This window comes from Bacteroidetes bacterium GWF2_43_63 (genome assembly GCA_001769275.1).
GTDB lineage: Bacteria > Bacteroidota > Bacteroidia > Bacteroidales > DTU049 > GWF2-43-63.
Genome location: MEOQ01000045.1, coordinates 185,214 through 212,183, shown reverse-complemented (window position 1 = coordinate 212,183; position 26,970 = coordinate 185,214). Strand labels below are relative to the sequence as shown.

The window sequence follows — 26,970 nt, the reverse complement described above, 5'->3', positions numbered from 1 at the left end:
AACATTTAAAAATTTGTAGCAAATATAATTTGACTACTTGTTGCAACTTCCTCAAAGACCTTTTTTATTACATGGATACTCTTCGAAAGCCTACGCTACCTCTTCACTCTTTTGTCCACGGATTACTCAGATTGCACAGATTAAAAAACCTCTGCAGGCCTTTGGATTTGAACGGATGAAATGCCTTACAGTCTGCGACTGAAGCCATTTCCACGGATATGCTCACAATTATTTTCAGTCAATGATTATTACGCAGTAATAATTGTTGACGACAGTGTAATCGCGATGGGGCCGCTGATGCAAAAATATTTCCGTGCAATCTGTGTAATCCGTGGACGCTGAATTGCACGGCATGGGATCTCCTAAAAAACCTTCGCCGATTCTCCACTCTTTTGTCCACAGATTGCACGGATTACACGGATTATAATACCTCAGCAGATCTTTCGATTTAAGCGGATGAAATACCCCTCAGTCTGCGACTGAAGCCATTTCCACGGATTGACTCACTCAATTACGCAGGCAATGATTATTACGCAGTAATAATTGTTGACGACAGTGTAACCGAGATGCGCTAGCAGCGAGCTCATGAGCACCGCTGAAAATAATATAATGGGCGAATAATCGCGATGGGGCCGCTGATGCAAAAATATTTCCGTGCAATCTGTGTAATCCGTGGACCATGTTTTTTTTGATGTAGACCCCGAATCAAATCCAGGGACTCAATGGAATTGATATTATATTGCGAAATCCGTATATCTTTTATACCTTTGCATGCTTATTCAGAATCCGTGAGCGACGTTGCCATTAAAATTGAAAATCTCAGCAAACAATACCGCCTTGGTGTTGTGGGCACCGGCACGCTCTCGCATGACCTGAAACGTTGGTGGACCGTGAACATGCGCGGTAAGGAAGACCCCTATCTGAAAATTGGTGAAACCAACGACCGCAGCACCAAAGCCAATTCCGAATATGTCTGGGCACTGAAGAACATCAACCTCGAAATAAAAAAAGGCGATGTGGTCGGTATCATCGGTAAAAACGGTGCGGGCAAATCCACCCTCCTCAAGATTTTATCGAAAGTGACCAAACCCACCACCGGCACCATACAGTACAAAGGACGCATTGCTTCGCTGCTCGAAGTGGGCACCGGCTTTCACATGGAAATGACCGGCCGCGAAAACATCTATATGAACGGCGCCATCATGGGCATGACGCGCAACGAGATTACCCGCAAGTTAGACGAGATCATTGACTTTGCAGGCGTGGAGCGCTTCATCGACACCCCGGTGAAACGCTACTCCAGCGGCATGACCGTGCGCCTTGGCTTTGCCATTGCCGCCCATCTGGAACCCGAAATTCTGGTTGTTGATGAAGTACTCGCCGTAGGCGATGCCGAATTCCAGAAAAAAGCCATCGGCAAAATGCAGGATGTGAGCAAGGGCGAAGGGAGAACGGTGTTGTTTGTTAGTCATAATATGGGGGCAATAAAAAGTTTATGTAATAAAAGTGTTCTACTTGATAAAGGATGTGTTGATTTTGCTGGATCAACAGATCAAGTTATTAGCAGATATATCAATGAAATTACCTCAAACTGTGAATTAAAAAGAACCTGGACAAACAATAAACCATCAGGGGACAATATAGTATTACACGAAGCTAGTATTACATCTGAGAATAATCTTTCAATTTCTGACGAGATATTGATTGAGTTTAAATTTGAAGCATTAACTGATTTTCAAAATTTCAACACAAGTCTAGTTTTATGTTCTGTTGAAAATGAACCAATATTTAATAGTTGGTCAAATGTTTTTTCAATCGAAAAAGGTAATCATTCTGCAAAGATGTTTATTCCGGCCAACTTACTGAATAAAAATATTTATCGAATCAGAATCTTATTAGTAAACAATTCCAGAGCATTACTGGATATCCATGATGTTTTACATTTTGAAACACACGAAACTGAAAGCCGGGATGTAGCATGGTTTGGAGATGTTATCGGATTAATCAGGCCTAAGCTAAACTGGGCAATAAGCTGACCTTATGTATTTCAAAAAAATAATACCTGTCAAGTTAAAAGATAGCATTAAAAAACAATTAAAGCTGTCAATTTTGAAAAGGAAAAAGTACTTTTGCCCTGTATGCAATAACAAAATCAGGGCATTCAATCCAATTAGTGCTGAGTATTTTAAAACCCTTGATAAGGGTGGTTTTATACACTCACCTTTTCAATTTGAGACTTTAAATCTGCTTGAATACTCATGTCCAAAATGTGGAGCTTCAGACAGAAACAGACTCTATGCATTGTTTTTAAGTTCATTCATAAAAGATTTTAAGTCAGACCAAATTAAAGTACTCGATATTGCCCCAGATGACAACCTGCGAAAGTGGTTAAAGAATAAACCTCAAATTTCGTATAGATCACTTGATTTGTTTAGAAAAGATGTTGATGATAATTGCGACATTACCAACATGAATATATATAATGACAAATCCTATGACATAATTATTTGCTCACATGTTCTTGAACATGTTGAAGACGATAAAAAAGCACTTTGCGAAATTCACCGGGTTTTATCAGATAAAGGATTTGCTATTATTATGGCTCCTGTTTTACTCACTCTCGATCATGATTTCGAAAACCCTAGTTTCAAAACTGCAATTGAACGAGTTAAATTTTTTGGGCAAGAGGATCACTTGAGGATTTATTCAAAACATGGATTCCTCAACAAGCTTCAATATGCCGGTTTTAATGTAAGAGAATTGGGTTCTGGTTTTTTTGGTGAAAGTATTTTTTTGCAAAACGGAATTAGTTTACGATCAGTTTTATATATTGCTCGAAAATGAAAGAAAAACCAATATATGTAACACAACCATCTTTACCTCCATTGGAAGAGTTCATTCCAATGCTTGAGAAAATATGGGAGAGCAAGATTCTCACTAATAATGGACCTTTTCATCAGCAATTAGAAAAAGAGTTGTGTGAATTTCTTGGGGTAAAATTCATTTCGCTTTTTTCTAACGGAACATTAGCTCTCGTAACTGCATTACAAGCATTGAACATTTCAGGAGAAGTTATAACAACTCCTTATAGTTTTGTTGCAACCACTCATTCGCTTTGGTGGAATAACATTAAGCCCGTTTTTGTTGATATCGATCCTGAAACATGCAATCTCGATCCGGATAAAATTGAAGCAGCCATTACAGCTCAAACAACTGCCATTCTTCCGGTTCATGTTTACGGAAATCCATGCGATGTTGAAAAAATTCAAAAAATTGCTAACCGGCATAAAATAAAATTGATTTACGATGCAGCTCACGCATTTGGAGTAAAATTAGATGGAAAAAGCATACTAAATTTTGGTGATTTGTCTGTTTTAAGTTTCCATGCCACCAAGGTGTTTAACACATTTGAAGGAGGGGCTATTATCTCTCACTCAGCTGAAATGAAGCAACAAATTGATGATTTAAAAAACTTTGGCTTTAGAGACGAAGTCACTGTTGTTGCTCCGGGAATAAATGCAAAGATGAATGAGGTGCAGGCTGCTATGGGTTTGCTGCAATTGAAGTACATTGATGATTTTATTGAAAAAAGGAAATTGATTTTTACAGAGTATTCCAATTTACTAAGAAACATAGATGGCATCAAAATACTTGATCAGAATTCAACAACCATCAATAATTACTCATATTTCCCAATTTTTATAGATGAGAAAATATTTCCGGTGAGTCGTGATGTCGTGTATGAAAAAATGAAAGCATCCGGATTTTACGGAAGGCGATATTTCTATCCTTTAATCAGTCATTTTTATCCATACAAGGATTTACCCTCGGCGATGCCTGACAACTTGCCAGTTTCTGAAATAGTCAGTCGGCAGGTTTTATGCCTTCCTTTATTATCTGATCTAGATATTGATACAGTACATTCAATTGCAAATTGCATAAAAGAAATCTGATTATGGAAACATCATTTTATAGCCGCGAAGAACTTCAAAACTTAGGATTTTCGAAAATCGGTGATCATGTTCTCATCAGCAGATTTGCAAGATTTTACAACATTTCTGCTATTTCTATCGGAAACAACGTAAGAATTGATGATTTCTGTATTTTATCGGGTAACATTTCACTTGGCAACAATATTCACATATCCGCATTTTGCGCACTTTACGGATCTAACGAAATAATAATGAATGATTATTCCGGATTATCTCCTAGAACAACTATTTTCAGCACATCGGATGATTTTTCAGGCGAGTTTATGGTTGGTCCCATGATTCCGGATGAATACAGAAATGTTAACGGGGGTCAAGTTATCATTGGGAAATATGTACAAATAGGTGCCGGTTGTGTTGTTTTCCCCGATTTGAAAATTAACGACGGAGTAACGGTGGGAGCACTATCATTAATAAATAAGTCGCTTGAACCATGGACCATATATGCTGGGATCCCAGCTCGGATTATAAAAAAAAGGTCTGGAAAAATTGTTGAATTAGCTGGTAAATATTCAGAGAGTAAATGATCGAAACTTCTTATGATATGGTAAGTGTGTGTATGATTACATACAATCATGAAAAATACATTTCACAAGCAATCGAAGGTATATTAATGCAGCACACTTCATTTCCAATTGAATTAGTAATTGGCGAAGATTGCTCAACTGACCAAACCCGCAAAATTTGCAAATGGTATCAGGAAAAATACCCAGACATCATTAAATTATTGTTACCTGAGAACAATTTAGGAATGATGCCAAATTTTCTTGCTACTCTAAAGGCTTGCAATGGCAAATATATAGCATTATGCGAAGGAGATGATTATTGGTCTGATCCATTAAAATTACAAAAACAAATTGATTTTCTTGAAAAAAACACAGATTATTCAATTTGCTTTCACAAAATGAAAATTATTGGAAAAACAAATGAAAGTAATAAATGCTATACAAATAGTTTTATTTCAGATATGACTATGTCAATTGAGGATTTGGCAAAAGGAAATTTTATCTTCAGTGCATCTTGTGTTTTTAGAAATCTAAGGCAAAATGATATTTTTCGAATAGACGAATCTTCCCCTGTTGGAGATTATGTACTTTTTATGAACTGTGCAAAGTTCGGCAAAATTATGTATCTTAATCAAACAATGGCTGTTTATCGCATTCATGACGGAGGAATATGGAGTTCAAAGACTAGTGTTGAAAATTATACAAAATGGATTCGGGTAATTGAATTAATGAGAGATGACTTTACTCAAGATGTGCAAATATTATTAAACAAACAAATAATTACAGCAATACGTCAATTAATTATTCTTGATAATACTAGTTTGTCTGCAGAGGATAAAAGAGCTCTTGAAAAAAAAGCTCTGGATTTATTCCCTGATTGTTTTGAACTAGAAATCAAGTCAAACTTTACTCTCAAAAAAACTTTAGAATCTCATCACTCGATAAAAAAACTTTCTTGGATGTTGCTTATGGAAATTCTTGATAGATTTGGCATTAAAAGAAACTCTCAAAACCAACAAAAATAATACATGAATAAAGTGCATTCGCTAATTACAGTATCCGTTGCGGTTGTCACCTACAATCATGAAAAGTATATTGCACCGGCATTAGACAGTATATTGAAGCAGCAAACAAACTTCAAATTTGAAATAATTATCAGAGATAATTGCAGCAAAGATAAGACAACAGAAATCTGCCAGAAATACGCCAAAAAGAACCCGGATAAAATCCGTCATATACTTCAACCAACAAACGTCGGTCTTCGTAAAAACAATATAATAACATGGAAAGCCTGCAGGGGCAAGTATGTAGCCATGTGCGAAGGAGATGATTACTGGACAGATGAAAACAAATTACAAAAACAAGTTGATTTATTGGAGTCGAATCCTGAATACGGAATCTGTTTTCATCAGACCGTTGTTGAATATGTTGATCAGGATGGCAGTATAAAAAAATATCTTTTTGCTCCTGATAAAAAAATGAATTACAGGATAACATAACCGTCAAAAAATATTAGAAATGAAAAACACTGGAGAAAGGCTGTTGGCAGATGATTTTAACCGCTGCGCATTGGAGCATATTCATCGTTATGCATTTGCTTTAGAGTTTGTCCAAAACAAAATAGTCATAGATATTGCATCAGGTGAAGGATACGGTTCAAATTTGCTAGCAACTAAGGCCAATTATGTAACAGGGATTGATATATCACGAGAAGCGGTTGAACATTCCAAAAACAAGTACAAAAAAAAGAATCTTTCGTTTTTAGAAGGCTCCACCAGTGAAATTCCATTAGATTCCCAATCCGTTGATGTTGTTGTCAGTTTTGAAACCATTGAACATCACGATAAGCACGATGAAATGATGATTGAAATAAAGCGAGTGCTAAAGCCAGATGGCATGTTAATTATTTCATCACCAGACAAAAATTCATTTTCAAAGATCCCAAATTTTCACAATGATTTTCATATTAAAGAGTTGTATTTAGAGGAATTTAAAAATTTATTAAGCAGCTATTTTAGTTGCCATGTGTTTTTTAGTCAAAAAATTTGTTACAGCTCTCTGATAGTGTCTGATAGCAAAATGGAATTTTACGAATTTTCAGGAGATTTTAATGAGATCAACAAGCAAAAGGAATTAGTGATACCATATTACAATATTGCTATTGCTTCAATGAAAAATATCTCAGGTCTTTTTGCGAGCAGTTTTAATGGTGACTCGGTTTATGAAAGTATTATGTCCGATACAATTGATGGGTTCAAAAATTCATATTCATACAAAATAGGTCGCATTTTAATTAAGCCCTTTTCAGTAATCAAGCAACTTTTTGCCAAGAGCCGAAAAAATAAAAAATAATGAGTACTCTACAAAACAATATAATTGTATCCGTAGCGGTAGTCACCTACAATCACGAGAAGTATATTGCGCAAGCACTTGAAAGCATTTTGATTCAGCAAACAAATTTTAAATTTGAAATAATAATCGGTGATGACTGCAGTAAAGATAAGACAACAGAAATCTGTCAGGAATACGCCAGAAAGTACCCGGATAAAATACGTCATATACTTCAACCAACAAACGTCGGTCTTCGTAAAAACAATATAATAACATGGAAAGCCTGCAGGGGCAAGTATGTAGCCATGTGCGAAGGAGATGATTACTGGACAGATGAAAACAAATTACAAAAACAAGTTGATTTATTGGAGTCGAATCCTGAATACGGAACCTGTTTTCATCAGACCGTTGTTGAATATAATGATCAGGATGGCTGTATAAAAAAATCTCTTTTTGCTCCTGACCTGAATAAAAAGGAATACACTTTTGACGAAATCGTCAGCAGATGGATTTCACATACTACAAGCCTTTTGTTCGTAAATATCTTTATTGAAAAACCAGAGCATCCGATATTCAAATCTGAATATTATTATTCTGATCGTCCATTGGAAGCTTTTTTGGCAAAGAAGAGCAATTTCCTGTATCTGAATGAACCTATGTCGTGCTTCAGACGCCATAACACCAATATGTCAAAAATCGGGAATCTGGCTAAGATGTATTCGAACGGGGCCATAGCTTTTAGAAAAATGATGATTCTATTTCCTGAAAATAAAATAATTTTAAGTGAACAAGTAATACGATGGTATTTACTTGCCGCTGAGGATTTATTTAAACACAAAAAATTAATTTCATATTTTTGTCTTATAGCAAAATGTTTCATTTCAATCAGATCAGTTTTAGGGCTAAAAAACACATTGAAATGCAGCGCCAGGATAATTGCCGGAAAAATAATTTACTGAGCACATTAAAAAGCGAGAGCAACAGACAAAAAAATGAACAAGTTCAAAACATTGATAAACGTTCTGTTTTCCAAAGGACCACGAGAAATTTTCAGACTCCTTTTCAGAAAGGTTTTTCCTGTAAAGATTAATGACTACTCTATAATTAAACGCAGTTTGCAGAACAAAGGAGGTTTAGAAATAGGCGGTCCCAGCTGGATTTTCATGGATAACGGATATATTCCGCTGTATGGAATAATCAGTTCTTTAGACAATTGTGTGTTTTCATCTTCAACAATATGGTCTGACGAGAATGATTCTGATAAGCCATTCCATTTTTGCAAAAACAAAACGGGAAAAAATATCATTCAGGAAGCAACAGACTTGTCCGGAATTTCAGATTGCACATATGATTTTGTCATTTCCTCGCACTGCCTAGAGCACATAGCTAATCCGATGAAAGCCCTTGAAGAATGGCTCAGAGTAATTAAACACGACGGACATTTTTTGATAGCTGTACCAAATAAGGAAAAAACATTTGACCATAACAGATCTATTACGGAATTTAGACATATTATGGCTGATTACAAAAATAATACATCAGAAAATGATATGACACACTTAGAAGAGATACTTAGCCTTCATGATTTGAAAATGGATCCAAAAGCTGGTGATTATGAACAATTCAAACAGCGCTCTCTGTCAAATGCCACAATACGGGCTCTCCATCATCATGTATTTGACACTCAGTTATTGATGAACATGCTTGCTGAGTTTAATACGGAAATAATTTTCACTTACTCAGGCGAAGATCATGTAATATTTGGAATTAAAAAATAATAAATTAACTTGAAAGAACTCTCTGTTATCATAGTGCATTACAATACACCTGATTTATTAACCAGGTGTATCAATAGTATCCTTGAGAGTGAATTTGACTTAACTACATCTGAGATTATTGTTGTAGACAACAACTCCGAATCCATCTCAAGTGAAATAATTAACAACATGTTTCCATTTGTGATATGGATTCAAAAAGAGATAAACGATGGATTTGGCAGAGCAAATAATATTGGATTTGCAAAATCAACGGGAAAATATATTCTTTTAATAAATTCGGATATTGTTGTTGAAAAGCACACTATAGCATTATCATTAAACAGAATACAGAATAACAAAGCCATTGGAGCTTTAGGTTGTAAATTGTTGAATGATGACGGGACTGAACAAAAATCAGTCTATCATAATGTATTATCCTGCAAGTGGTTACTTGCACAGAATACAATAATAAGTCATTTAATAAAATATAGCACAAGGCAACCTGACGCATTGATGGGATCATTCTTACTAATTCCTCGATCTGTTTATGATTCAACAGAAGGCTTTGATCCGGATTTCTTTATGTACAGTGAGGAAATTGACTTATGTATACGAATAAAACAAAGGGGGTATATCTTGGACTACTTTGATTCGGTATATGCATGGCATAAACATGGTGCCAGTTCTTCTGATAAAAAGTGGAGTTACAAGCAAAGAATGTTGTCACATTCATTATTAGTATACAAACGAAAGGGACTTATAAACTATATCCTGTACCATTTTTTATTTACGTTCAACTCAATTACAAACTTTCTATCTATGTGGTTTTTCAAGGGATTAGCAGGGGAAAATTACAGAAATAGTTATTTCAAAGAACAATCGTATTATATTTGTAATATTGGGCAGTATTTGGTGCTTCCGTTTAAATTCAGACGAAAAAGAGGCAGCGGACAAAAACTTCTCAGGGTAAAATCATAAAGAAAAAAATGACACCATTAGTGAGCATAGCCATGATAGCATATAATGTAGAACCCTACATTGGCGAAGCTATTGACAGTGTCTTTTCTCAACAAACGACTTTTTCCTGGGAACTTGTCATCGGGGAAGATTGTAGTACTGATAATACGCTTCGTATAATAAAACAGTATCGACAAAAACATCCCGATAAAATCAGAATTCTTGAAAGAGAAAAAAATCTGGGTCTTACGCCAAACAGCATTGACACACAAAATAACTGCCGGGGAAAATATATAGCGCTGCTGGATGGAGATGACTTCTGGACTGATTCCAATAAACTTCAGATTCTTGTTGCTTTTCTTGAAAGCCATCCGGAGTATTCTGCAGCAGCTCATCAAAGCACAATTATCAAAGGCACTTTAGATAATCCTGTCAGGAAGTTTGGCGCTGAATCTGATACTGACTATGGCATAAATGACACTATAACACACCGAAAATTTCACACATCATCACTTGTTTACCGAAGAGAGTTCTGGGTAAAATCTGGTGGTATTCCATCAGTCATCTCATCTAATGAGCGCGCTATTTACCCCATGCTTGCGATTTACGGACCCATCAAATATTTCGGAAAAGACATGTGTGTTTACCGGTTAGCACCAACAGGACTGAATTCAAGAATTACTTCGAAGGAACTTGAAACAGATCTTCGCATGTTACCCTGGTTAAAAAGTTTAAGCTCACAATTCCCGAAAAACAAATTCCGATCATTTCTTCATTTATGCATTTTCAGCTATCCAAGGTTTGTCCCAATTAAACAACTTTGTAAACACTACGTTCTATTCTTGCTGTATTCATTTTCATATTTCCCCAAAAATCTTGGCGATATAAAGTACGGCACAATAGAGTTTTTCAGAAAAACAAGGGGGTAAATAACACAAAAAAAAGCATGCACTCCGTTGATTCAAACTATAATATAATCCCTGAAAATGAAACCAAAAAAACCATCACCATTGGTCTACCGGTTTATAATGACAGATTGTTTCTTGAAGAATCCATTAATAGCATATTACATCAGACACATAAAGATTTTAAGCTGATAATTGGAGACGATCATTCAACTGATGGGAGCAATGAAATCTGTGAAAGGGTCATTGCGACTGACGGTAGAGTGACATATTTCAGGCATAAAATAAATATCGGTATATCGCGCAACATGGAATTTCTCCTGTCGAAAGCCGACACAGAATATTTCATGTGGGCCGGCGATGATGATTTGATCGCTGATTCCTATGTTGAAAAAATGATTGCAGCTTTGGAAAAGAATCCAAATGCTATTGTGGCTTTTTCAACATTTGCACACATTGATGATGATGGAAATTGCATTTCAGACAAGCTAAATTATGATTATTCCGATAACAATACGCGTAAAAGAGTACGCAATTTTATAAAGAACGCTCACGACGAATTTGGGTATGCTGTTTTCAGAACTGAAAAAATCCGTGATGTCCGATTTCCTGTCTGGCATTGGCCAAATAGTAAATGTGCCTACAACAATATTTATCCCAGCTTATTGTACTATCTTTCCAAAGGCGATTATTCACACGTTTATGATGAACCATTATTTTTAAAACGAGTTAAATCACCGGCAAATACGCATCATCAAACAACTTATCAATCAAACGGCATCCTGGAATCTTTTGCATTTTATATCCGTCGTCTCAATCTGATTCATTTCTCCATAAAAATGATGTGTATTGCCAAAAGCAGGAGCTTTGCGCTTTCGTTTTACCCCTTGTTGTGGTGGTATTGGTTTGTAATTCCATCCTTGCAACAGACAAAACTATTGTTAAAAGCAGTTTTGATAAAAATAAAAAGTACATTTATCAAAAAGAAACAGTAGTATGATAAAGGTACTTATATTGGCCTATGATTTCCCTCCCTACATTAGTGTTGGTGCACAGCGTCCATACTATTGGTATCGGTATTTCAAAGAATTTGGAATTGATCCGGTTGTTGTCAGCCGTCAATGGAACAACAATTATTCGGGAGCAGATCAATATGTAGCAGAGGGTTATTCCGATGAAGATGTGGTAAAAAAAACGAACTTTGGACAACTGATAAAAGCACCGTATAAGCCAAATATTGCCAATAGACTTTATTTGAAATATGGCGATAAAAATTTTAGGTTTTTACGAAAAATAATTTCAGGCTATTATGAAATAATGCAGTGGCATTACCCTATAGGACCTAAAATGGGCGTCTATAAAACAGCTAGGGAATACCTTTCAACAAATAAAGTAGATATTATTGTTGCCTCAGGAGATCCATATATTTTATTCAAGTATGCATCTAAACTGTCATCTAAATTCAAAATTCCATGGATTGCGGACTACAGAGATCCCTGGATTACAAAATCATCGGGGCATTCGCTGGCTTTATACCTGAAAAAGCAGGTTGATTATCATAATGAAAGACGATTTCTAAAAAATGCCACATGCATTACTACCGTTTCAGAATATTTTCGGGACTTAATCAAAACAAATCTGCCTGATAAAAACTTCGTGATCATTCCCAATGGATTTGATTCCGAACAAATGCAATCCGCTTTAAAAGTACAGCAGGATGCAGATTTTTTAACTATTTGTCTGATTGGCCGGATTTACAAATACTACCCTGTCGAATTAGTGTTTTCAGCATTTGATTCATTTATTCAGAAGCACCCTGATTTCAGATTCAAATTGATTGGTTTATCCGGGGAAAACATTTCCGACACTTTGTTGAAAAAGTATCCGGCAGTATTTAAAAAGACAATTTCAATGCCCGCTCTACCTAGTGCAGGTGTAATGGAAGAGCTTGCAAAAAGCCATGCTTTATTATTGTTTAACATGTATTCAATCATAGGCACCAAAATCTATGACTATATAGCCATCAAACGAAAAATTCTTCTGTGTTTTTCTGATGAACCGGAAGCCAATAAATTAAGAGAAAATTATTTTTCTTCAGAGACAGAAAGTTATTCAGACCAAAATGCACAGGAAAAACTGATTCGTGAAAAAGATTCCGGAATCATCGTGAAAAACAAAGAACATCTGCTCGAAGTGTTGAATGAATTATACAAAGAGTTTTTTGAAACCGGTCAGATTGAGTGTCATTCAAAAGACATCAGTGAGTATTCGAGGAAGGCACAGACAGAGAAGCTTGCTGATTTGATTCACAAGCTACTTGAAAATAATAATAATCTCAGAAGATAACTCGCAGTATGAATGAAATAACACAAGCTTCATGTCCATTATGCGGATTGGAACATTCAACCAGATTATTTATACATAATAATCATTTGGGTTTAAAATGTTTAGCGTGCGGTTTGGTATACATGAGTGCTTTCCCATCACAACAAGACCTTGATACGTGTTATGGCACATACAGCTACGGAAAAGCCATTAATGCGCCGGATGCCACAAAAGCCAGTTATCAGAAATTACTTCAGGAATTCGAGCCCTATCGCAAAACAAACCGCATTCTTGATTATGGCTGCGGGCAAGGATGGTTTTTGGAAGAAGCAAAAAAAAGAGGATGGGAAGTATGGGGTGTTGAGTATTCAGATGCAGCCATCCGGCTTGGAAAAGAAAAAAATATAAAAATTTTGACATTGGAAGAAGCCAATAATTTTGAGCAGGGTTTTTTCGACATCATTGTTATGATAGAGGTTCTTGAACACGTTACTGACATTCATGAACCAATGACCAAAGCTAATACATGGTTAAGACCTGGTGGCCTTTTCTATTGCACGACACCTAATTTCAACTCTATCGAAAGGTACTACTCGGGACTTGAAAATTTCAGAATAATTACATGGCCTGAGCACCTGAATTATTTCACTCGTAAAACACTTTGCAGGATTGCTAAAAAGCACTGTTTCACAAAGAAGAAAGTCTTAACAACAGGATTGAGTTTCTCTTTAAAAAAGACGAAAAAGACTCTTGATGACGGAACGACTGTCATTACAAATACTGATGAGCAAATAAGAGAAAAAATTAATGGAAACGTTGTTTTGCGCCTTTTAAAAAAAATTGCGAACACAATCCTCACTATCACAGGCCTCGGTGTTACTCTCAAAGGGTACTTTATAAAACCCACTCAAAACAAACAATAAAACTCTGGTCATTTCATGAGGGCGAATCAAAAAGAATAAAACATGATAAGAAATTTTCTGTTTCATAGAGTTACTCCCCAAAAAGACTTATTATGGGATCCCATGCGACCTGAATTATTTGAAAAAGTGATTCGGCACATCACTACCAAATACTCTGTTGTACAATTTGAGGAAATGATGGGAAGCATTTCTTTGCACTCAAATAAAAAGGCTGCAACAATAATGTTTGATGATGGATACAAAGACAATATTGATTTTGCACTACCCATACTTCAAAAATACAATGTAAAGGCATCGTTCTATGTGGTCACTGATTGCATTTCAAACAACAGCCCCACCTGGACTCATGTTCTTGAATATCGATTTCAAAACACACAGAAAAAAGCCATTGACTTACGTTTTGATTTTCTTCCGGAAGAATTGCAAGTAAATACATTGAATTCAAATTCAGAAAAGTTGATGTACGTTTCAAAACTCAAACCCTTTTTAAAAAAGATTTCGAGCCAAAACCGGAAACAGGTATTGGATGCTGTTAATTATTATTTCGATGATATAAAACTTCCAACACTGATGATGGACTGGTCGGACCTTCGTCTGCTCAAAGAGCAGGGACATTTCATTGGCTCGCATTCACAGACACATGACATGCTGGGAACAATTGATGATGAAACGATTGTTTTTAATGATTTGAAAAATTCGGCAGAAGCAATTGAAAAGAATCTTGGTCATTTCCCGGCTACAATTTCTTATCCAGTCGGCAGTTATAATGAACAGGTTATCCGCTTGAGTAAAAAGGCCGGATACAAATACGGACTTGCTGTAAAACAAACAGTTTTTAATTCTGAAACTGACAATTTTTTTGAAATTCCAAGGATCGAGCTTTACAATGAATCATGGTTTAAAACAAAACTACGAATTTCGAATAAGCTGGAAACCATTAAAAGCCTAATTCACTACCGATGAAAATTCTGATGATTATTGGAAATGAGCCCAATCAACGGGCACTTGCAAATAAAATTCACGCTGAATTTCCACTGTCGGCAATAATTACTGAAAGCAGAAAATCAAAACGAAAAATTACTTTGCGTAAAGTATTCGAAAAAATAATCGAGCGCTTGTTTCTCTCCTCTATCGATAAAGCCTGGTTTGGCCTGCATACATATTACAAAAGCAAATATCCGGATTTTCCTGATGTGCCAAACATTGACGTAGAAAACATTAATAAAGACCCAGCTTATCAGTTCGCAAAAAAGATACATCCTGACCTGATAATCGTATCTGGAACCCGGTTGGTAAAGAATCCGATGTTGCAGCTACCTGCTGGAAATGGTATTATGAATATTCATACCGGTTTATCGCCATATATCAAGGGTGGCCCAAATTGTACGAATTGGTGTCTTGCAACAAATCAACCAGAATATATTGGCAATACCATTATGTGGATTGACCAAGGGATAGATTCCGGAAAAATCATAGCATCGGACACTGTTGACATAAGTGGTGCTGAAGACTTGATGGATATTCATATCCGGGTGATGGATCACGCTCACGCCTTGTGTATAAATGCCATAAAAGCAATCAATGCTCGTCAAAACAAAGAGGGGGTTGATCAGAACTCGATAGCCAAAGGAAAGACATACTACACGAAAGAATGGGGTCTCAGGCAAAAAATCTCTTTGGTAAAAAATACAAAAAGGATCCTGGAAAAGAATAATCCGAATAACTTTACCAACTCAGGTTTGGAAATAGTAACCATAAATCCAAATAAATAAAACCCTTCCCGTTTTTCATTGCCCACATTCTATCTGCGACCTTTCAACAGTCTGTAAATTTTGTATCCAAACTCCAGAACTTTGTCAGCATTTGGATACTCCCAATAGAATTTTGGTTTACTTTCAATGAGCTGAATTAAATAATCATAAGTTATCCCAAGTTTTTTTGCAACGTATTCAATTTCTCTATTAATTAAGTCTTCATTCCAGGGAATTGCTTTCAACTTTTCGAGTGCCTCTTTGCGGTTCATTTCGCCGGCGCAGATCATGGTGGAGAAAGTGGCCTTGCGGTAATCGATGTTGAATTTCTTCGGCAGCCAGTATCCATGAATAAATTTTGTATACACAGATTCATGATGTTTGCCGGAATACGGTTCCCATCCAAGTTCATATATCAAAGTTTCAGAGGCCGTTTCCTTACCATACTTAATAAAATTCAATGGATATAAAATCCTTTTCCCATATAAAAATTTATATATGAACTCGTGGCGGAAACCGAAGGCAGGGAATGTTTTCAGTTTCACTGATCCGAAGCGGCGGTGAATGGCTTTAAGATAGCGCAGGTCTTTGGGGTTGTATTGAAAGAATTTTGGTAAAATTCCTTCGGTGACATAATTACTACCGCTTAAAATATATTTGATCCTGTATTTACGAGCTGCTTTATGGAGCACCCCCATAATGACCATGTCGGTGGGGTTTTCGGCTTCGGGCACCGATGCTTTGAGAAAGGAGAGTTGCAAATCGCGGAATTCGAGCCAGTCGAGCACTTCGGTATCGAGGTCCACGCCGAGTTTATCGAGGGCGCGTTTGATGTTTTCGACGGCCACTCGGGCGTTCCAGCCATTGTCCATATGCACGGCAAGCGGGCGCAGTCCCCATTGCACGGCCATGTATGTGAGGTAGATGCTATCCACTCCACCGCTTACACCAATGATGCAGTCGTATTTTTTGCCCTTGCCGGCCTTTTTGATCTGCTCAATCATAGCGACCAGCTTTGCATCGCTTTCTGCGCCCTTATAGGTATGGAGGTGCGTGCTTTCGAGGTACTCCGTGCAGAGGTTGCAGCGGCCTTCGGCATCAAAGGAGATGTTGATGTCGTAGGAATCCATCACACAGCGGGAACAGATGCGGAGAGGAGTGTCGGGCATGGAGGAGAGGTAGTCGGGTTTAAAAAAGTCGTCAAATCTACAAACAAAAAAGATATGTTTTACGAAAAATTATGACGAAGGCAATAAAAGATTTGGGTTTTGCCACAAAGGCACTAAAACACTAAAATAGACACGGAGATACGCTGAAAGAATAAGCTGCTCAATAGTAATACAAAAACATTGGGCGCGCGTCTCTGCGTGCAACGTTTCACGTTGACGCGTGACCAGCTTCCTTTTGTCCGCAGATGAACGCAGATGTTCGCAGATTATAAAATCAAATTTCCTCAGCAGGGATTTCAATTTACACAAATGGGAATCAGCATTCATTTGCGATGAAGACTGATTCAGATAGTCTCTTTTTGTCCACGGATGACACGGATATCACGGATTAAATGCCTTCAGCAGGTCTTTGGATTTTAGCGGATAAAATGTCTTGCAGTCTGCGACTGAAACCATTTCCGCGGAAAACGTCAATATGCTTTTTGATTGGGCTACCTACATTGGGCGCGCGTCTCCCGCTTGCAGCGTTTTACGTTGACGCGTGACCAGTCTCCTTTTGTCCACGGATGACACGGATATCACGGATTAAATGCCTTCAGCAGGTCTTTGGATTTTCAACGGATGAAATGTCTTGCAGTCTGTGACTGAAGCCATTTTCACGGAGTATTTCAATATTCGGTTGGGCACAAAGAACTGCTCCCCGCTAATTCATATATTTGCTTTTTAAAATTGTTCCTCATGATTGTCATTGTAAACTACGGAATGGGAAATCTGCATTCAGTGCTGAAAAAGCTTCGAATGTGCGGTGTGGATGCGTTTGTTTCCGACGACCTGAATGTTGTCCTGAATGCTTCAAAAATCATTTTGCCCGGCGTAGGACATTTTGCAATGGCCATGGACAATCTGAAAAATTTGAATTTAATCGAAACGCTGAATGAGTGCGCCTTGGTAAAAAAAACGCCAATGCTTGGGATCTGCCTTGGAATGCAGCTAATGGCCTCGCGAAGCGAAGAAGGATCTGTTTCTGGCCTGGGCTGGTTCGATGCAGAAGTGGTTCGGTTTAAAATTCAGGATACCCTGAAATATAAAATTCCACACACTGGCTGGAATCAGATCAGCATTGAAAAAGAAAGTCCATTGATGAAAAATATTGAATCATTGTCATCATTTTATTTTGTGCATTCATATCATTGGAAAACAGAAATCAAAACCGATATCCTTACCACTTCCGAATACGAATACCGCTTTGTTTCTGCAGTTGAAAAGAACAATATTTTCGGAGTGCAGTTTCATCCTGAGAAGAGTCATGATGTTGGGGAAGTTTTGTTTAGAAATTTTTTGAAAATATGAGAACCATTTATGTCAATCTAAGCTGTCATGCTGAGTGCGGAATGCAATGCAGCGTATCGAAGCAGACAGCTGGCTCTGCTGTTAATCCTTCGATACTTTTCTTCGTTTTACTTCGAAAAACTGCTAATGACACACATACATAAGCCATTAAAAATCAAACAGAAGAGCAAAACGAAGAATATGGAATCGTCGGTTTTGCTGCAAACATAACGATTCCATATCCTCTGACTCCTTCGTCGCCATCGGACGATGGAATATTATGTTTGCCTCTATTATCATTTTTTATTTGGATTGCAAAAAGCGTTTTGCTGGAAGTCTCATGATGACAGCAGATGAGTCTATCAAATCAAATATGTAAATTTGTGAACGATTCATCAAAAATGTTCAGACCCCGAATAATACCCGTCCTATTACTAAAAGACCAGGTGCTTGTGAAAACCGTCCGGTTTGGGAATCCGAAATACATCGGAGACCCCATCAATGCTGTAAAAATATTCAATGATCTGAAAGCAGATGAACTCGTTTTTCTCGATATAAAAGCAACGCGGGAAAGCCGCTGCATTTCGGTTGATTTTGTGCGCGAAGTGGGCGAAGAAGCCAATATGCCTTTCGCTGTTGGTGGCGGCATTTCTACTATTGAGCAAATTCGCGAATTGACCAATGCCGGTGCCGAGAAAGTGATTATTAATACTCAGGCGGTGTTGAATAAAGAATTTATCAGAAAAGCATCCGATACTTTTGGCGCTTCGACCATTGTTGTATGCATGGATGTGAAAAAGAAATTTTTAGGCGACGAGCAAACTTATATTATCAATGGCACAAAAGCCAGCGGTTTAAATCCGGTTGAATTTGCCATCGAGATGCAACATCAGGGCGCCGGTGAAATTATAGTGCAATCCATCGATCACGATGGCACTATGAATGGATATGATCTGAATCTGATTGCAAAAATATCTGCTGCAGTCACCATTCCCGTTGTTGCATTGGGGGGTGCCGGAAACCTGCAGCACATGCGCGATGCATACCATCAGGCACACGCTACTGCTCTTGCTGCCGGAAGCATGTTTGTGTTTTATGGTCCGAATAAGGCAGTGTTGATTAATTACCCGGCTGCAGAAGAAATCAGTTGCTTTTAGAACCTTTCGTTACACGTTACAATCGTTACATCTCAGTCATCAGCTGTCAGCGAAGTCCCGTCCGCAGGACTCGGGATAATCAGCGATCAGCTCTGAGCAGAAGCTGAGAAGTAATGGGCTTCTTTAACGCACTCAGGTCGCTGTGCGACGCAGAGAGGTTAAAGAAGGGGCTGTGTCGTTACAGACGTTACAACGCTACACTCATAACTTATAACCCATAACTCATAGCTTTTAAGGTATCTCTAATTCTCACATAGGCGAACATGTCATCACGTGAAACCACGTGAAACGTGGCAAGCTGTGACAAGCTGTTTTACGTGAGCCTCACATTTTCACATCATTTGCAGAATCTAAAATTCTCACATGCGCCCCGCTTCCAGCTGGATAAACTCCGCGCCGCATGGGCGAACGTGTCATCACGTGAAACGTGACAAGCTGTTTTACGTGAGCCCCACATTTTCACACCTTCTTACTAGTAGCCAGTATTCAGTAGCCAATGGCCAGTTTTTATGTTGCTTATATTCACACATACGGCGAAGCCGCACATCGACGCAGTCGCACATTTTCACATAAAGTGTTTACTCCAGCTGATCTCTCCGCGTTTTGCCAATAATATACATCACACAGAAAAAGAACAGCGGCAGCGCCGGAATGCGATACCGGACCAGTGATCCGAAGTTGGCGGTGCTTAATCCCACAAAGATGATAAACATGAGAGAAAAAATGAGAAACCCTATGATCACCGGATCGGAAAGCACTCTGGATGCGCCCTTTCGAAACAATACATTTCGCAATGCGATTACAAATAAAACCAGAAACAACATTCCCTCGAGCGAACTGATGGCCATCACGGGGTTGGCCACCTGCCAGGGAAAAGGACCGAACAATCCGTAAATGAAGGCCAGCGGTGCCTTTCGTGCAAGGCCCCCCATGGTTGGATCAAAATCTCCGATATCGAAAAAGTTGGAGCTGTAGGTTTTGTTGTTTATAAAGTCCTCGCGGGTGACCACTAATTTTTCCATCATAGAATCCATGCTTCCGTATTTTCCAAGTGATGGAGAAAGATAAGAATAAGCGGATAATCCTCCGACAAGCAGAATTGCTGTGCCCAATGGAAGCACCAGCACACGGAGTGCCTTGTTACGGATATTCTGCACCGATGAATACAGAAACAAAATGAGTGCGGCCGGCATGAGCGCCACAAAAATATAGGGTTTGATGCTGATTATTAAATAAGAATTGACCAGAATCAAAAAAATATTGAGTGCAATTTTTTTCTTTTCAAACGAAATGGCCATGATGGAATACAGAATCCACAACGTGGCTGAAAGCGTGAAGCTGTCCTTATACAAACCCGAACCCCAGAAAACACAGGATGGAATGAAGAAGATGGCAAAGGCCAGGCGGGCTGTTTGTCCGGGGTAACGCTGATTGAGAAATTTGAAGAGTTTCCAGGGACCAATGAAAGCAAATACATTGAAAAGAATGGTTGAAGTCATTATTCGGCCCAATCCTAATATTACAATTGGATAAGTGAACCGGCTGACCGCCCAGGCATTGTCATCAGCATACAGATCCGTCCATGGGCGCCCGGATTCGAAAGTGAATTTTGAATAGGATTCCCAGCTGTTATCGCCCAGCAAAAACTGAAATGCCGAAGAAAAATCATCTCCAGATAGCCGTATAAGAACTTTGGTGTTATCGAAATAAGAATAAGTATCACCTCCTGCTGTGTAATAATATGCATAGATCATCAGCACGGCGATACCGCCCAGAAATTTGAAAAAGAGGGCGGGAATAAACCAGCGATATGCAGGGTCATCGTTTTTTCGGAAGCGGATATACACCCAGAAAACCATCATGGCCATGCCCATATACATAAACGACAGGAGCCAGTCCCAGAGGGTTATATAATCGGAGGGGTTGAATGTCCACATTTTGCAAATATAAGAATTAGCTGCCAGTGGTCAGTTATTGGTTAATGGTTAATGGTTAATGGTTAATGGTTAATGGTTATTGGTTATTGGTTATTGGTTATTGGTTAATGGTTAATGGTTATTGGTTAATGGTTATTGGTTGTCAGTTCTGAATGAGCCATGTATATTTTTTTTTGGCGAGGTGGCGTGGGAGCGAGGTGGCGATGTGGCGATGATGCGATGTGGCGTGGAGGCGATGTGCTTTGTTCTTCTTCAACGCACTCAGGTCGCTTCACGACGCAGAGAGGTTGAATAAATCAGAGCGAGCGTGAGAGCGAGAGCGAGAATCATCTGAGCGAGAGCGGGAATCAGAGCGAGAGAGAGAGCGAGAATGAGAGCGGGAGCGATGCAAAGCCTTGCCGCATGCGCCGAGCTTTGTGCGCTGTGCGTGGAGATTATCACGCTGCAAGCGTGACGTTGTGCACCGCATACCCGGAGTTTATCCCGACGAAGGCGGGACCGCATGCCGCAAGCCCTATGCTCTATTCCATTAGCCACTTATAGGCCGGTACAACAACAATACGAAGATTTTTCTGTTCTATCACTTCCTCTTTGTCCCAGGTAATTATCAAAAGCTTTGTGCATTTGAGTTCCTCAGCTGCTTCAATAAGCGCACTAATTTCCCGTTTGATTGTTTTGGGTTGATCCATCGCATAGCAGACCTGAATCAACTGATCTGTCTTATTTCCTTCCCGAAGCAAAAAATCAACTTCACGGTCATTACGGGTACGGTAATAAAACAATGACAATTCGGGCAGAAAATTTCGTCGCAACAATTCGACAAATACAAGATTTTCAAGCAGGCGGCCGTAATTGGGCGACAATTCAAACGACCTGGCTTTTACAAATCCATTATCGACAATGTATATTTTTTGTGGTGCTTTCTGCTGACTTTTTATTTTGGTATTGTATCGTGTGAGATGCTGAAAAAGATAGGGTTCTTCGAGATAACCGGTAAATTTCTGAACGGTTGCAACGCTGTTGAAATCAAGCGATTCTTTCAACTGGTTAAAGGTAAAACAATTTGTGTAATTCGACAGCAGGTAGTGCGACAAATCGTATAACTGCCGGGTTTGGCGAATATGAAAACGATTCAGAATATCCTTTAATAAAATAGAATCAAACAAGGATGAAAGATAATTTACCAATAGCCCTTGATTCAACAATGTCTCAGGAAAGCCGCCATTGGAAAGATAATTTTCGAGCATTGCAAGCAATCTGGCTTTCTTTGTCAGAGTGGCCTGAGGCTTTTCTGCGGGCAACAAGTTGCTAAACCTAATGACTTCGGCAAAGCCAAATGGCAAAACTGTCAACTGCACGAAACGGCCTGTCAGACCCGAGGCCAGTTCATGTGAAAGCAATCTGGCATTGGAACCTGTGATAATCATATTAATACCACGGCGATACAATTTATTCACCCATAATTCCCAGCCATCAAGATTTTGAATTTCATCGAGCAATAAATATTCAAACCCCGGGTATATCTGATGCAATGCTTGCAGCACCTTGTCTTCGGCGAAGTGTTTCAACAACAAATCATCGTCAAAATTCAGATAGGCAAAATTTTTCTCTTTCAAAAGCTGAAGAGCAATCACCGACTTTCCGGCTCTTCTGGGCCCTGCAATGACTTTAATAAGACTTGTCTTTAATAATTTTGTTTTTTCACCGGCTTCAATACGTTCAATATATGGCCGGTTTAGCAAAAATAATTTTTCTTCCTGCTGCTGAATAATAATGTTTTTAATCATTAAATTGTTCTTTACTGTACAAATATAGTCTATTTTATTCATTACAGCAAATATATTGCATAAAAACGAAATATTTCAACTGCTGCCGGCATACTGGACGCAGATGTGTTTTGATCGGATGCAGGCGTTACAGGCGTGGAGTTTATCACGCTGAAAGCGTGGCGTTACAATCGTGGAATTTATTCCGCTGGAAGCGGAAGGCGTTACACGTTACAGAGTAACAGAGTGACAAGGTAACAAAGTGACAAGGTGGGCGGCGCGTTGGCGTTGGGCGCTGTGCGTTCTCTCTCCGACTCTTCCAGGACGCTTCACGTGAAACGTGACACAGTCGCGACTCTTGAAGGTCGGAAGGCGTTACAAAGGTAATTCGGCGATAAACTGTTGAAGGCCATAGACAGTAACATCTTCCCTTACTCTGAATTTTTCGCTTTCAGGGATAATGATAAAATTCTTCAGAGTTCCAAGATCTGCAATCGCTGTTGCAAAGCCGCGTGTCATACCAGGAGACGATGAAAGTTTTATTTCAATACTCACCAGGGGTTTCATTCCTTTTCCAAGTACAAGATCGGTTTCAACACCAGTATGTGTGCGGTAAAACCAGATATTCCAGTCGTTTTTCAATAGTGGCTGCAGCTGATTGAATACAAAGTTTTCCCAGGAATGACCTGCCATCGCATTGCCCATAAGCTGGTCGTAAGAACTAAGACGCAACAGGCGGTGTAAAAGTCCGGTATCGGCAATAAATACCTTTTTAGACTTAACGATTCGTTTCCCGATATTGGCATCGAATGGTTCAATACGGTGAATCATGAAAGCCCCTTCGAGATAATCGAGATAATTATTTACAGTATGGTTTGAAACGCCAAGAGAGCGGCCGAGATTTGAGGAATTGAGAAGGCTGCCGGCCTGCCACGCAAGCATTTCCCACAATCGGCGAATCTGTACAGGATCAGCTTTTAAACCGAGCATAGGCAAATCGCGTTCGAGATAGGTATAAATAAAGTTATCGAGCCATTCCTTCCTGAATCTCTCATCATTATCGAGTACAACATCGGGGAATCCGCCCCAGAACATCAAGTCCTTCCACGACACAGGATCATTCAATTCACTCAGAATGAAAGGATGCAAATGGATATATCGGATTCTGCCAGCAAGTGTTTCTGATGTGTTTTTAATAATATCGGGGCTGGCCGATCCAAGAATCAGAAAGCGGCCGGAGCGTTTGAAGGCATCAATTTCGGCTCTGATTTCTGAGAAAAGCTCTGGTTTTCGTTGAATTTCGTCCAGAACAATCAGTTTATCCCTGTTATCACGAAAAAAAAGGCCGGCATCTTTAATGCGCATCAAATCTTCATGCTTTTCAAGATCAAGATAGATGAAATCTTTGGCAGAGGCAGAACACAATTGTTTTGCAAGCGTTGTCTTTCCACATTGTCGTGGGCCCGTGATGCAGACAGCCGGGAACTTTTGCATGGACCAGGATAGTTCAGAATATAAAAAACGTGTTATCATAGATTCATAGACTGGTGATACCACTAATTTCCATTGCAAAGATAATAATTATGGTTGCATTTTGGAATTTTAATTTCCATATTTCAACCTTATTAACATTGTTGTACCAATTATTGCGCATGGCAACCTTGGAGTATATTATGCTGATAATGTGTTCTTTTCAAATTTATTCAGCTACAATTTTCGTTTTTCCAAACCAATAATGATCAATAAATGTTGTTTTTTCAGACCATAAAATCTCTGAAAATGCAAAAATGTTGGACCATAGATTGACTGCTGCGCCTATGTCAGACTAAAGAATGCCTTTCGTTTCGGAGCAATGGGTTCCAAATCTAAAGGAATTCATTTCCATGTATTGCGAAAATTTTCGTTGCGAGACTTATCGCAAAGATAAAAAATATTATTGGCTTAATTACAAATATGGTCGTTACAATCGTTACGGGCGTTACAGGCGTGGAATTTATTCCGCTGGAAGCGGAAGGCGTTACACGTTACAGGCGAGGGGGCGATGAGGCGATTGCTTAAAGCTTAAAGTTGAAAGTTTAAGGTTTTGTCTAATCTTTAAGCTCTTAAGCATTAAGCTATGCGTTGTGCGCTGTGCCTCTTCAACGCTCACGATAGCAATCGTGACAGGTCGCTATGCGTGAAACAGCCTGTCACAGCTTGCCACGTTTTACGTGGTTTCACGTGATGACTAGGCGCGACGCAGAGAGGCTGAAAAAATCAGAGCGAGCGTGAGAGCGAGAGCGGGAATCATCTGAGCGAGAGCGGGAATCAGAGCGAGAATGAGAGCGGGAGCGGGATGTAGTTGAAGGCTTAGGGTTTTGTGCAATCGTTAAGCATTAAGCTTTGTGCGCTTTGCGTTGTGCTTCATGCCGCATGCGTCGTGCTCTATGCCGCATGCCTGAAGCGCTATGCATCACTATAAAGACCTTCCAACTTCCGCAATAATCTCTTTGGCCCGCACATTCTCAATGCTACATTGAGCAGCAACACGCAGCATGTCGCCTTCATCGGGACGTCCGCTACCCGCAACAGCTGTGCAGTGTTCGCCATTCATTCCTACCGACGGAAGTAAATCATATGCCGGTGAGCATTTCCATTCACCTTTTTTGTAAATAAAAGAAAAGTTGCGCGCGTGATCATCGTTATTCCCAATCAGGACATTGAAAGCCATAAGCCGATACATTTTCTCGACCTCTACAACACTCCCGGTCAGCGCTCTGGTGGCTTTAATCAACTCGGTATAATCCAGCGATGGCACCCGAAAATCGGCATGCAGCAATCCCGCAGCGGATATCATATGAATCCGCTCTTCTCCTTCACGATCGAAACGTTTCACGCCAAAATACTTTCCTTCAAAAAGCCGGGTTTCAGGCATTTCAATTCCGGCTCTGCGTGCGCGCTGCGAGTATTCGAATTCTATTTCACCAATATTGTCCGGATCCATTGAGGATGCAAATTTCACCAGCCAGTGCTCACCTTCGTGCATAATCAGCACCTTGGGTCTGGCACCCGCCGATGATCCTGCCTGACGGTACAACTCATCGACAGATTCCATATATGCCTGGTCATTCATTATCATCTCAACTTCAGCAGCAATTTCGTTGAGATCTTCCAATGCCTGCGGTTCAGATACTGCAAATGCGGGTTCATAGGTCAATGCACCCATGCCGTTATTTCCAACAAGCGAAAGCCGCTGAATGGTTGTGAGCGAAGCCGGATCCAGTCCGTATTTTCGCAATACACGATCCAACAAAAGATTTCCCCATCCATCCGGAAGACTGTCGGCGAAAACGCCGAAGTTACCATGGAATGGCTCTCGCCGGGCAGTCATGGCGCCGGCCTTCAGCGGGAGAAAAAATGGTGAAAGCGCAAAACCATTCTTTAGCCAATTGGCGTCGTACTCAAAAACCATTAATCGTTCCGGCGACAATATCATTCGACCAGCTATGTGCGAGCCGCATTTCACCGTAATCATATCTGTTGATGGTATCTTCATTTTCTTCGCACACGTTTCCGGTTTTCCGCCATTTTGAGTTTCACAAGAGCATCAATACTTTCATAATGCGGTTGTGAAAATAACTGTATAAAATCTTCGGCCGCATTCAACGCAACAGCAATATGCAATAAATGCTGTAACGAAATCAGACCAAGTTGCTCAAACCGTTTCACTGAGCCCAGGCTCACACCTGATTTTTCCGCCAGCATCTGCTGCGACATATTGCCGGCTAAGCGCAATTTTTTCGCACGCTTTGCCAGTTCCAAGGCAATGCTGTTTGGATTGTTACGGTTTAATATTTCCGATATTTCGACCAATATTTTAGTCTTTAATTTGGTTTTTCGGTTTAATTGATAATATTTTATCTATTAAGCAAGCAAAGATAATCAATTTTTTTCCATGATGCAACATAAATCTTATTCATTCAATGGCGCGGTCAATATTGCTACTGCTCTGTCCTTCCCGGCGCGTTGGCGAGGGGGCGCGTTGGCGATGAGGTGATGTGCTTTGTCCTTCTTCAACGCTCACGATAGCAATCGTGACAGGTCGCTATGCGACGCATAGAGGTTGAATAAATCAGAGCGAGCGTGAGAGCGAGAGCGGGAATAAGCGTGGGAGCGATGCAAAGCCTTG

The 26,970-nt window shown here is 39.3% G+C and carries 24 protein-coding genes; 18 read left to right on the top strand and 6 right to left on the bottom strand.

What is annotated here, in order from left to right; translation table 11 throughout:
• The first annotated feature begins 788 nt into the window (after positions 1 to 788).
• The 16 genes from A2W93_10790 (at position 789) to A2W93_10715 (ending at position 15,465) form a co-directional block, all read left to right on the top strand.
• A complete protein-coding gene (locus A2W93_10790; GenBank protein OFY52999.1) occupies positions 789 to 2,036 on the top strand; it encodes a hypothetical protein in 1,248 nt (415 codons plus the stop codon).
• A gap of 73 nt (positions 2,037 to 2,109) precedes the next feature.
• A complete protein-coding gene (locus A2W93_10785) occupies positions 2,110 to 2,844 on the top strand; it encodes a hypothetical protein (protein ID OFY53012.1) in 735 nt (244 codons plus the stop codon).
• Positions 2,841 to 3,953: an aminotransferase gene (locus A2W93_10780; GenBank protein OFY52998.1), complete on the top strand. Its 1,113-nt coding sequence runs from the start codon at positions 2,841 to 2,843 to the stop codon at positions 3,951 to 3,953. The genes A2W93_10785 and A2W93_10780 overlap by 4 nt, the downstream gene beginning before the upstream one ends.
• Positions 3,954 to 3,955: 2 nt before the next feature.
• Complete coding sequence (locus tag A2W93_10775) at positions 3,956 to 4,516, top strand: galactoside O-acetyltransferase (GenBank protein ID OFY52997.1); 561 nt, start codon at positions 3,956 to 3,958, stop codon at positions 4,514 to 4,516.
• Positions 4,513 to 5,520 carry a hypothetical protein gene (locus A2W93_10770; protein ID OFY52996.1) on the top strand — a complete coding sequence of 336 codons (1,008 nt, stop codon included), beginning with the start codon at positions 4,513 to 4,515 and terminating at the stop codon, positions 5,518 to 5,520. The genes A2W93_10775 and A2W93_10770 overlap by 4 nt, the downstream gene beginning before the upstream one ends.
• A 3-nt stretch (positions 5,521 to 5,523) precedes the next feature.
• On the top strand, positions 5,524 to 5,994 hold the full coding sequence (locus A2W93_10765; protein OFY52995.1) for a hypothetical protein: 471 nt from the start codon (positions 5,524 to 5,526) through the stop codon (positions 5,992 to 5,994).
• Between the two features lie 19 nt (positions 5,995 to 6,013).
• Complete coding sequence (locus A2W93_10760) at positions 6,014 to 6,847, top strand: hypothetical protein (protein OFY52994.1); 834 nt, start codon at positions 6,014 to 6,016, stop codon at positions 6,845 to 6,847.
• Positions 6,847 to 7,785 (top strand): hypothetical protein, encoded by a 939-nt coding sequence (locus tag A2W93_10755; protein OFY52993.1) that lies wholly within the window; start codon positions 6,847 to 6,849, stop codon positions 7,783 to 7,785. The genes A2W93_10760 and A2W93_10755 overlap by 1 nt, the downstream gene beginning before the upstream one ends.
• Before the next feature lie 33 nt (positions 7,786 to 7,818).
• Positions 7,819 to 8,604, top strand: coding sequence for a hypothetical protein (locus tag A2W93_10750; protein OFY52992.1), 786 nt, complete (start codon positions 7,819 to 7,821; stop codon positions 8,602 to 8,604).
• A gap of 9 nt (positions 8,605 to 8,613) precedes the next feature.
• Positions 8,614 to 9,561: a hypothetical protein gene (locus tag A2W93_10745; GenBank protein ID OFY52991.1), complete on the top strand. Its 948-nt coding sequence runs from the start codon at positions 8,614 to 8,616 to the stop codon at positions 9,559 to 9,561.
• A gap of 8 nt (positions 9,562 to 9,569) precedes the next feature.
• Positions 9,570 to 10,469 carry a hypothetical protein gene (locus A2W93_10740; GenBank protein OFY52990.1) on the top strand — a complete coding sequence of 300 codons (900 nt, stop codon included), beginning with the start codon at positions 9,570 to 9,572 and terminating at the stop codon, positions 10,467 to 10,469.
• A gap of 17 nt (positions 10,470 to 10,486) precedes the next feature.
• Positions 10,487 to 11,440: a hypothetical protein gene (locus A2W93_10735; GenBank protein OFY52989.1), complete on the top strand. Its 954-nt coding sequence runs from the start codon at positions 10,487 to 10,489 to the stop codon at positions 11,438 to 11,440.
• A 1-nt stretch (position 11,441) separates the two neighbouring features.
• Positions 11,442 to 12,791 (top strand): hypothetical protein, encoded by a 1,350-nt coding sequence (locus tag A2W93_10730; protein OFY52988.1) that lies wholly within the window; start codon positions 11,442 to 11,444, stop codon positions 12,789 to 12,791.
• Between the two features lie 122 nt (positions 12,792 to 12,913).
• Positions 12,914 to 13,693, top strand: coding sequence for a hypothetical protein (locus tag A2W93_10725; protein ID OFY52987.1), 780 nt, complete (start codon positions 12,914 to 12,916; stop codon positions 13,691 to 13,693).
• Between the two features lie 174 nt (positions 13,694 to 13,867).
• Positions 13,868 to 14,656: a hypothetical protein gene (locus tag A2W93_10720; protein ID OFY52986.1), complete on the top strand. Its 789-nt coding sequence runs from the start codon at positions 13,868 to 13,870 to the stop codon at positions 14,654 to 14,656.
• On the top strand, positions 14,653 to 15,465 hold the full coding sequence (locus A2W93_10715) for a hypothetical protein (GenBank protein OFY52985.1): 813 nt from the start codon (positions 14,653 to 14,655) through the stop codon (positions 15,463 to 15,465). Before A2W93_10720 ends, A2W93_10715 begins: the two co-directional genes overlap by 4 nt.
• Before the next feature lie 29 nt (positions 15,466 to 15,494).
• On the opposite strand, the gene A2W93_10710 is transcribed toward A2W93_10715, so the two are convergent.
• Complete coding sequence (locus A2W93_10710; GenBank protein OFY53011.1) at positions 15,495 to 16,574, bottom strand: hypothetical protein; 1,080 nt, start codon at positions 16,572 to 16,574, stop codon at positions 15,495 to 15,497.
• Between the two features lie 777 nt (positions 16,575 to 17,351).
• On the opposite strand from A2W93_10710, the gene A2W93_10705 reads away from it, so the two are divergent.
• Both A2W93_10705 and A2W93_10700 read left to right on the top strand, forming a co-directional pair.
• Positions 17,352 to 17,963 (top strand): imidazole glycerol phosphate synthase, glutamine amidotransferase subunit, encoded by a 612-nt coding sequence (locus A2W93_10705; protein OFY52984.1) that lies wholly within the window; start codon positions 17,352 to 17,354, stop codon positions 17,961 to 17,963.
• Positions 17,964 to 18,343: 380 nt separating this feature from the next.
• Positions 18,344 to 19,099 (top strand): imidazole glycerol phosphate synthase subunit HisF, encoded by a 756-nt coding sequence (locus tag A2W93_10700; GenBank protein ID OFY53010.1) that lies wholly within the window; start codon positions 18,344 to 18,346, stop codon positions 19,097 to 19,099.
• A 578-nt stretch (positions 19,100 to 19,677) separates the two neighbouring features.
• On the opposite strand, the gene A2W93_10695 is transcribed toward A2W93_10700, so the two are convergent.
• The 5 genes from A2W93_10695 to A2W93_10675 all read right to left on the bottom strand — a co-directional run bounded on the left by A2W93_10695 (position 19,678) and on the right by A2W93_10675 (position 26,645).
• Complete coding sequence (locus A2W93_10695; protein OFY52983.1) at positions 19,678 to 21,036, bottom strand: hypothetical protein; 1,359 nt, start codon at positions 21,034 to 21,036, stop codon at positions 19,678 to 19,680.
• Positions 21,037 to 21,557: 521 nt separating this feature from the next.
• The gene (locus tag A2W93_10690) at positions 21,558 to 22,820 is read right to left on the bottom strand and encodes an ATPase (GenBank protein OFY53009.1); all 1,263 of its coding nucleotides are present in this window, start codon (positions 22,818 to 22,820) and stop codon (positions 21,558 to 21,560) included.
• Between the two features lie 357 nt (positions 22,821 to 23,177).
• Positions 23,178 to 24,335, bottom strand: coding sequence for a hypothetical protein (locus A2W93_10685; GenBank protein ID OFY52982.1), 1,158 nt, complete (start codon positions 24,333 to 24,335; stop codon positions 23,178 to 23,180).
• A 922-nt stretch (positions 24,336 to 25,257) separates the two neighbouring features.
• On the bottom strand, positions 25,258 to 26,316 hold the full coding sequence (locus tag A2W93_10680; protein ID OFY53008.1) for a HipA protein: 1,059 nt from the start codon (positions 26,314 to 26,316) through the stop codon (positions 25,258 to 25,260).
• 17 nt (positions 26,317 to 26,333) lie between these two features.
• Positions 26,334 to 26,645: a hypothetical protein gene (locus A2W93_10675; GenBank protein ID OFY53007.1), complete on the bottom strand. Its 312-nt coding sequence runs from the start codon at positions 26,643 to 26,645 to the stop codon at positions 26,334 to 26,336.
• Positions 26,646 to 26,970: the final 325 nt, after the last annotated feature.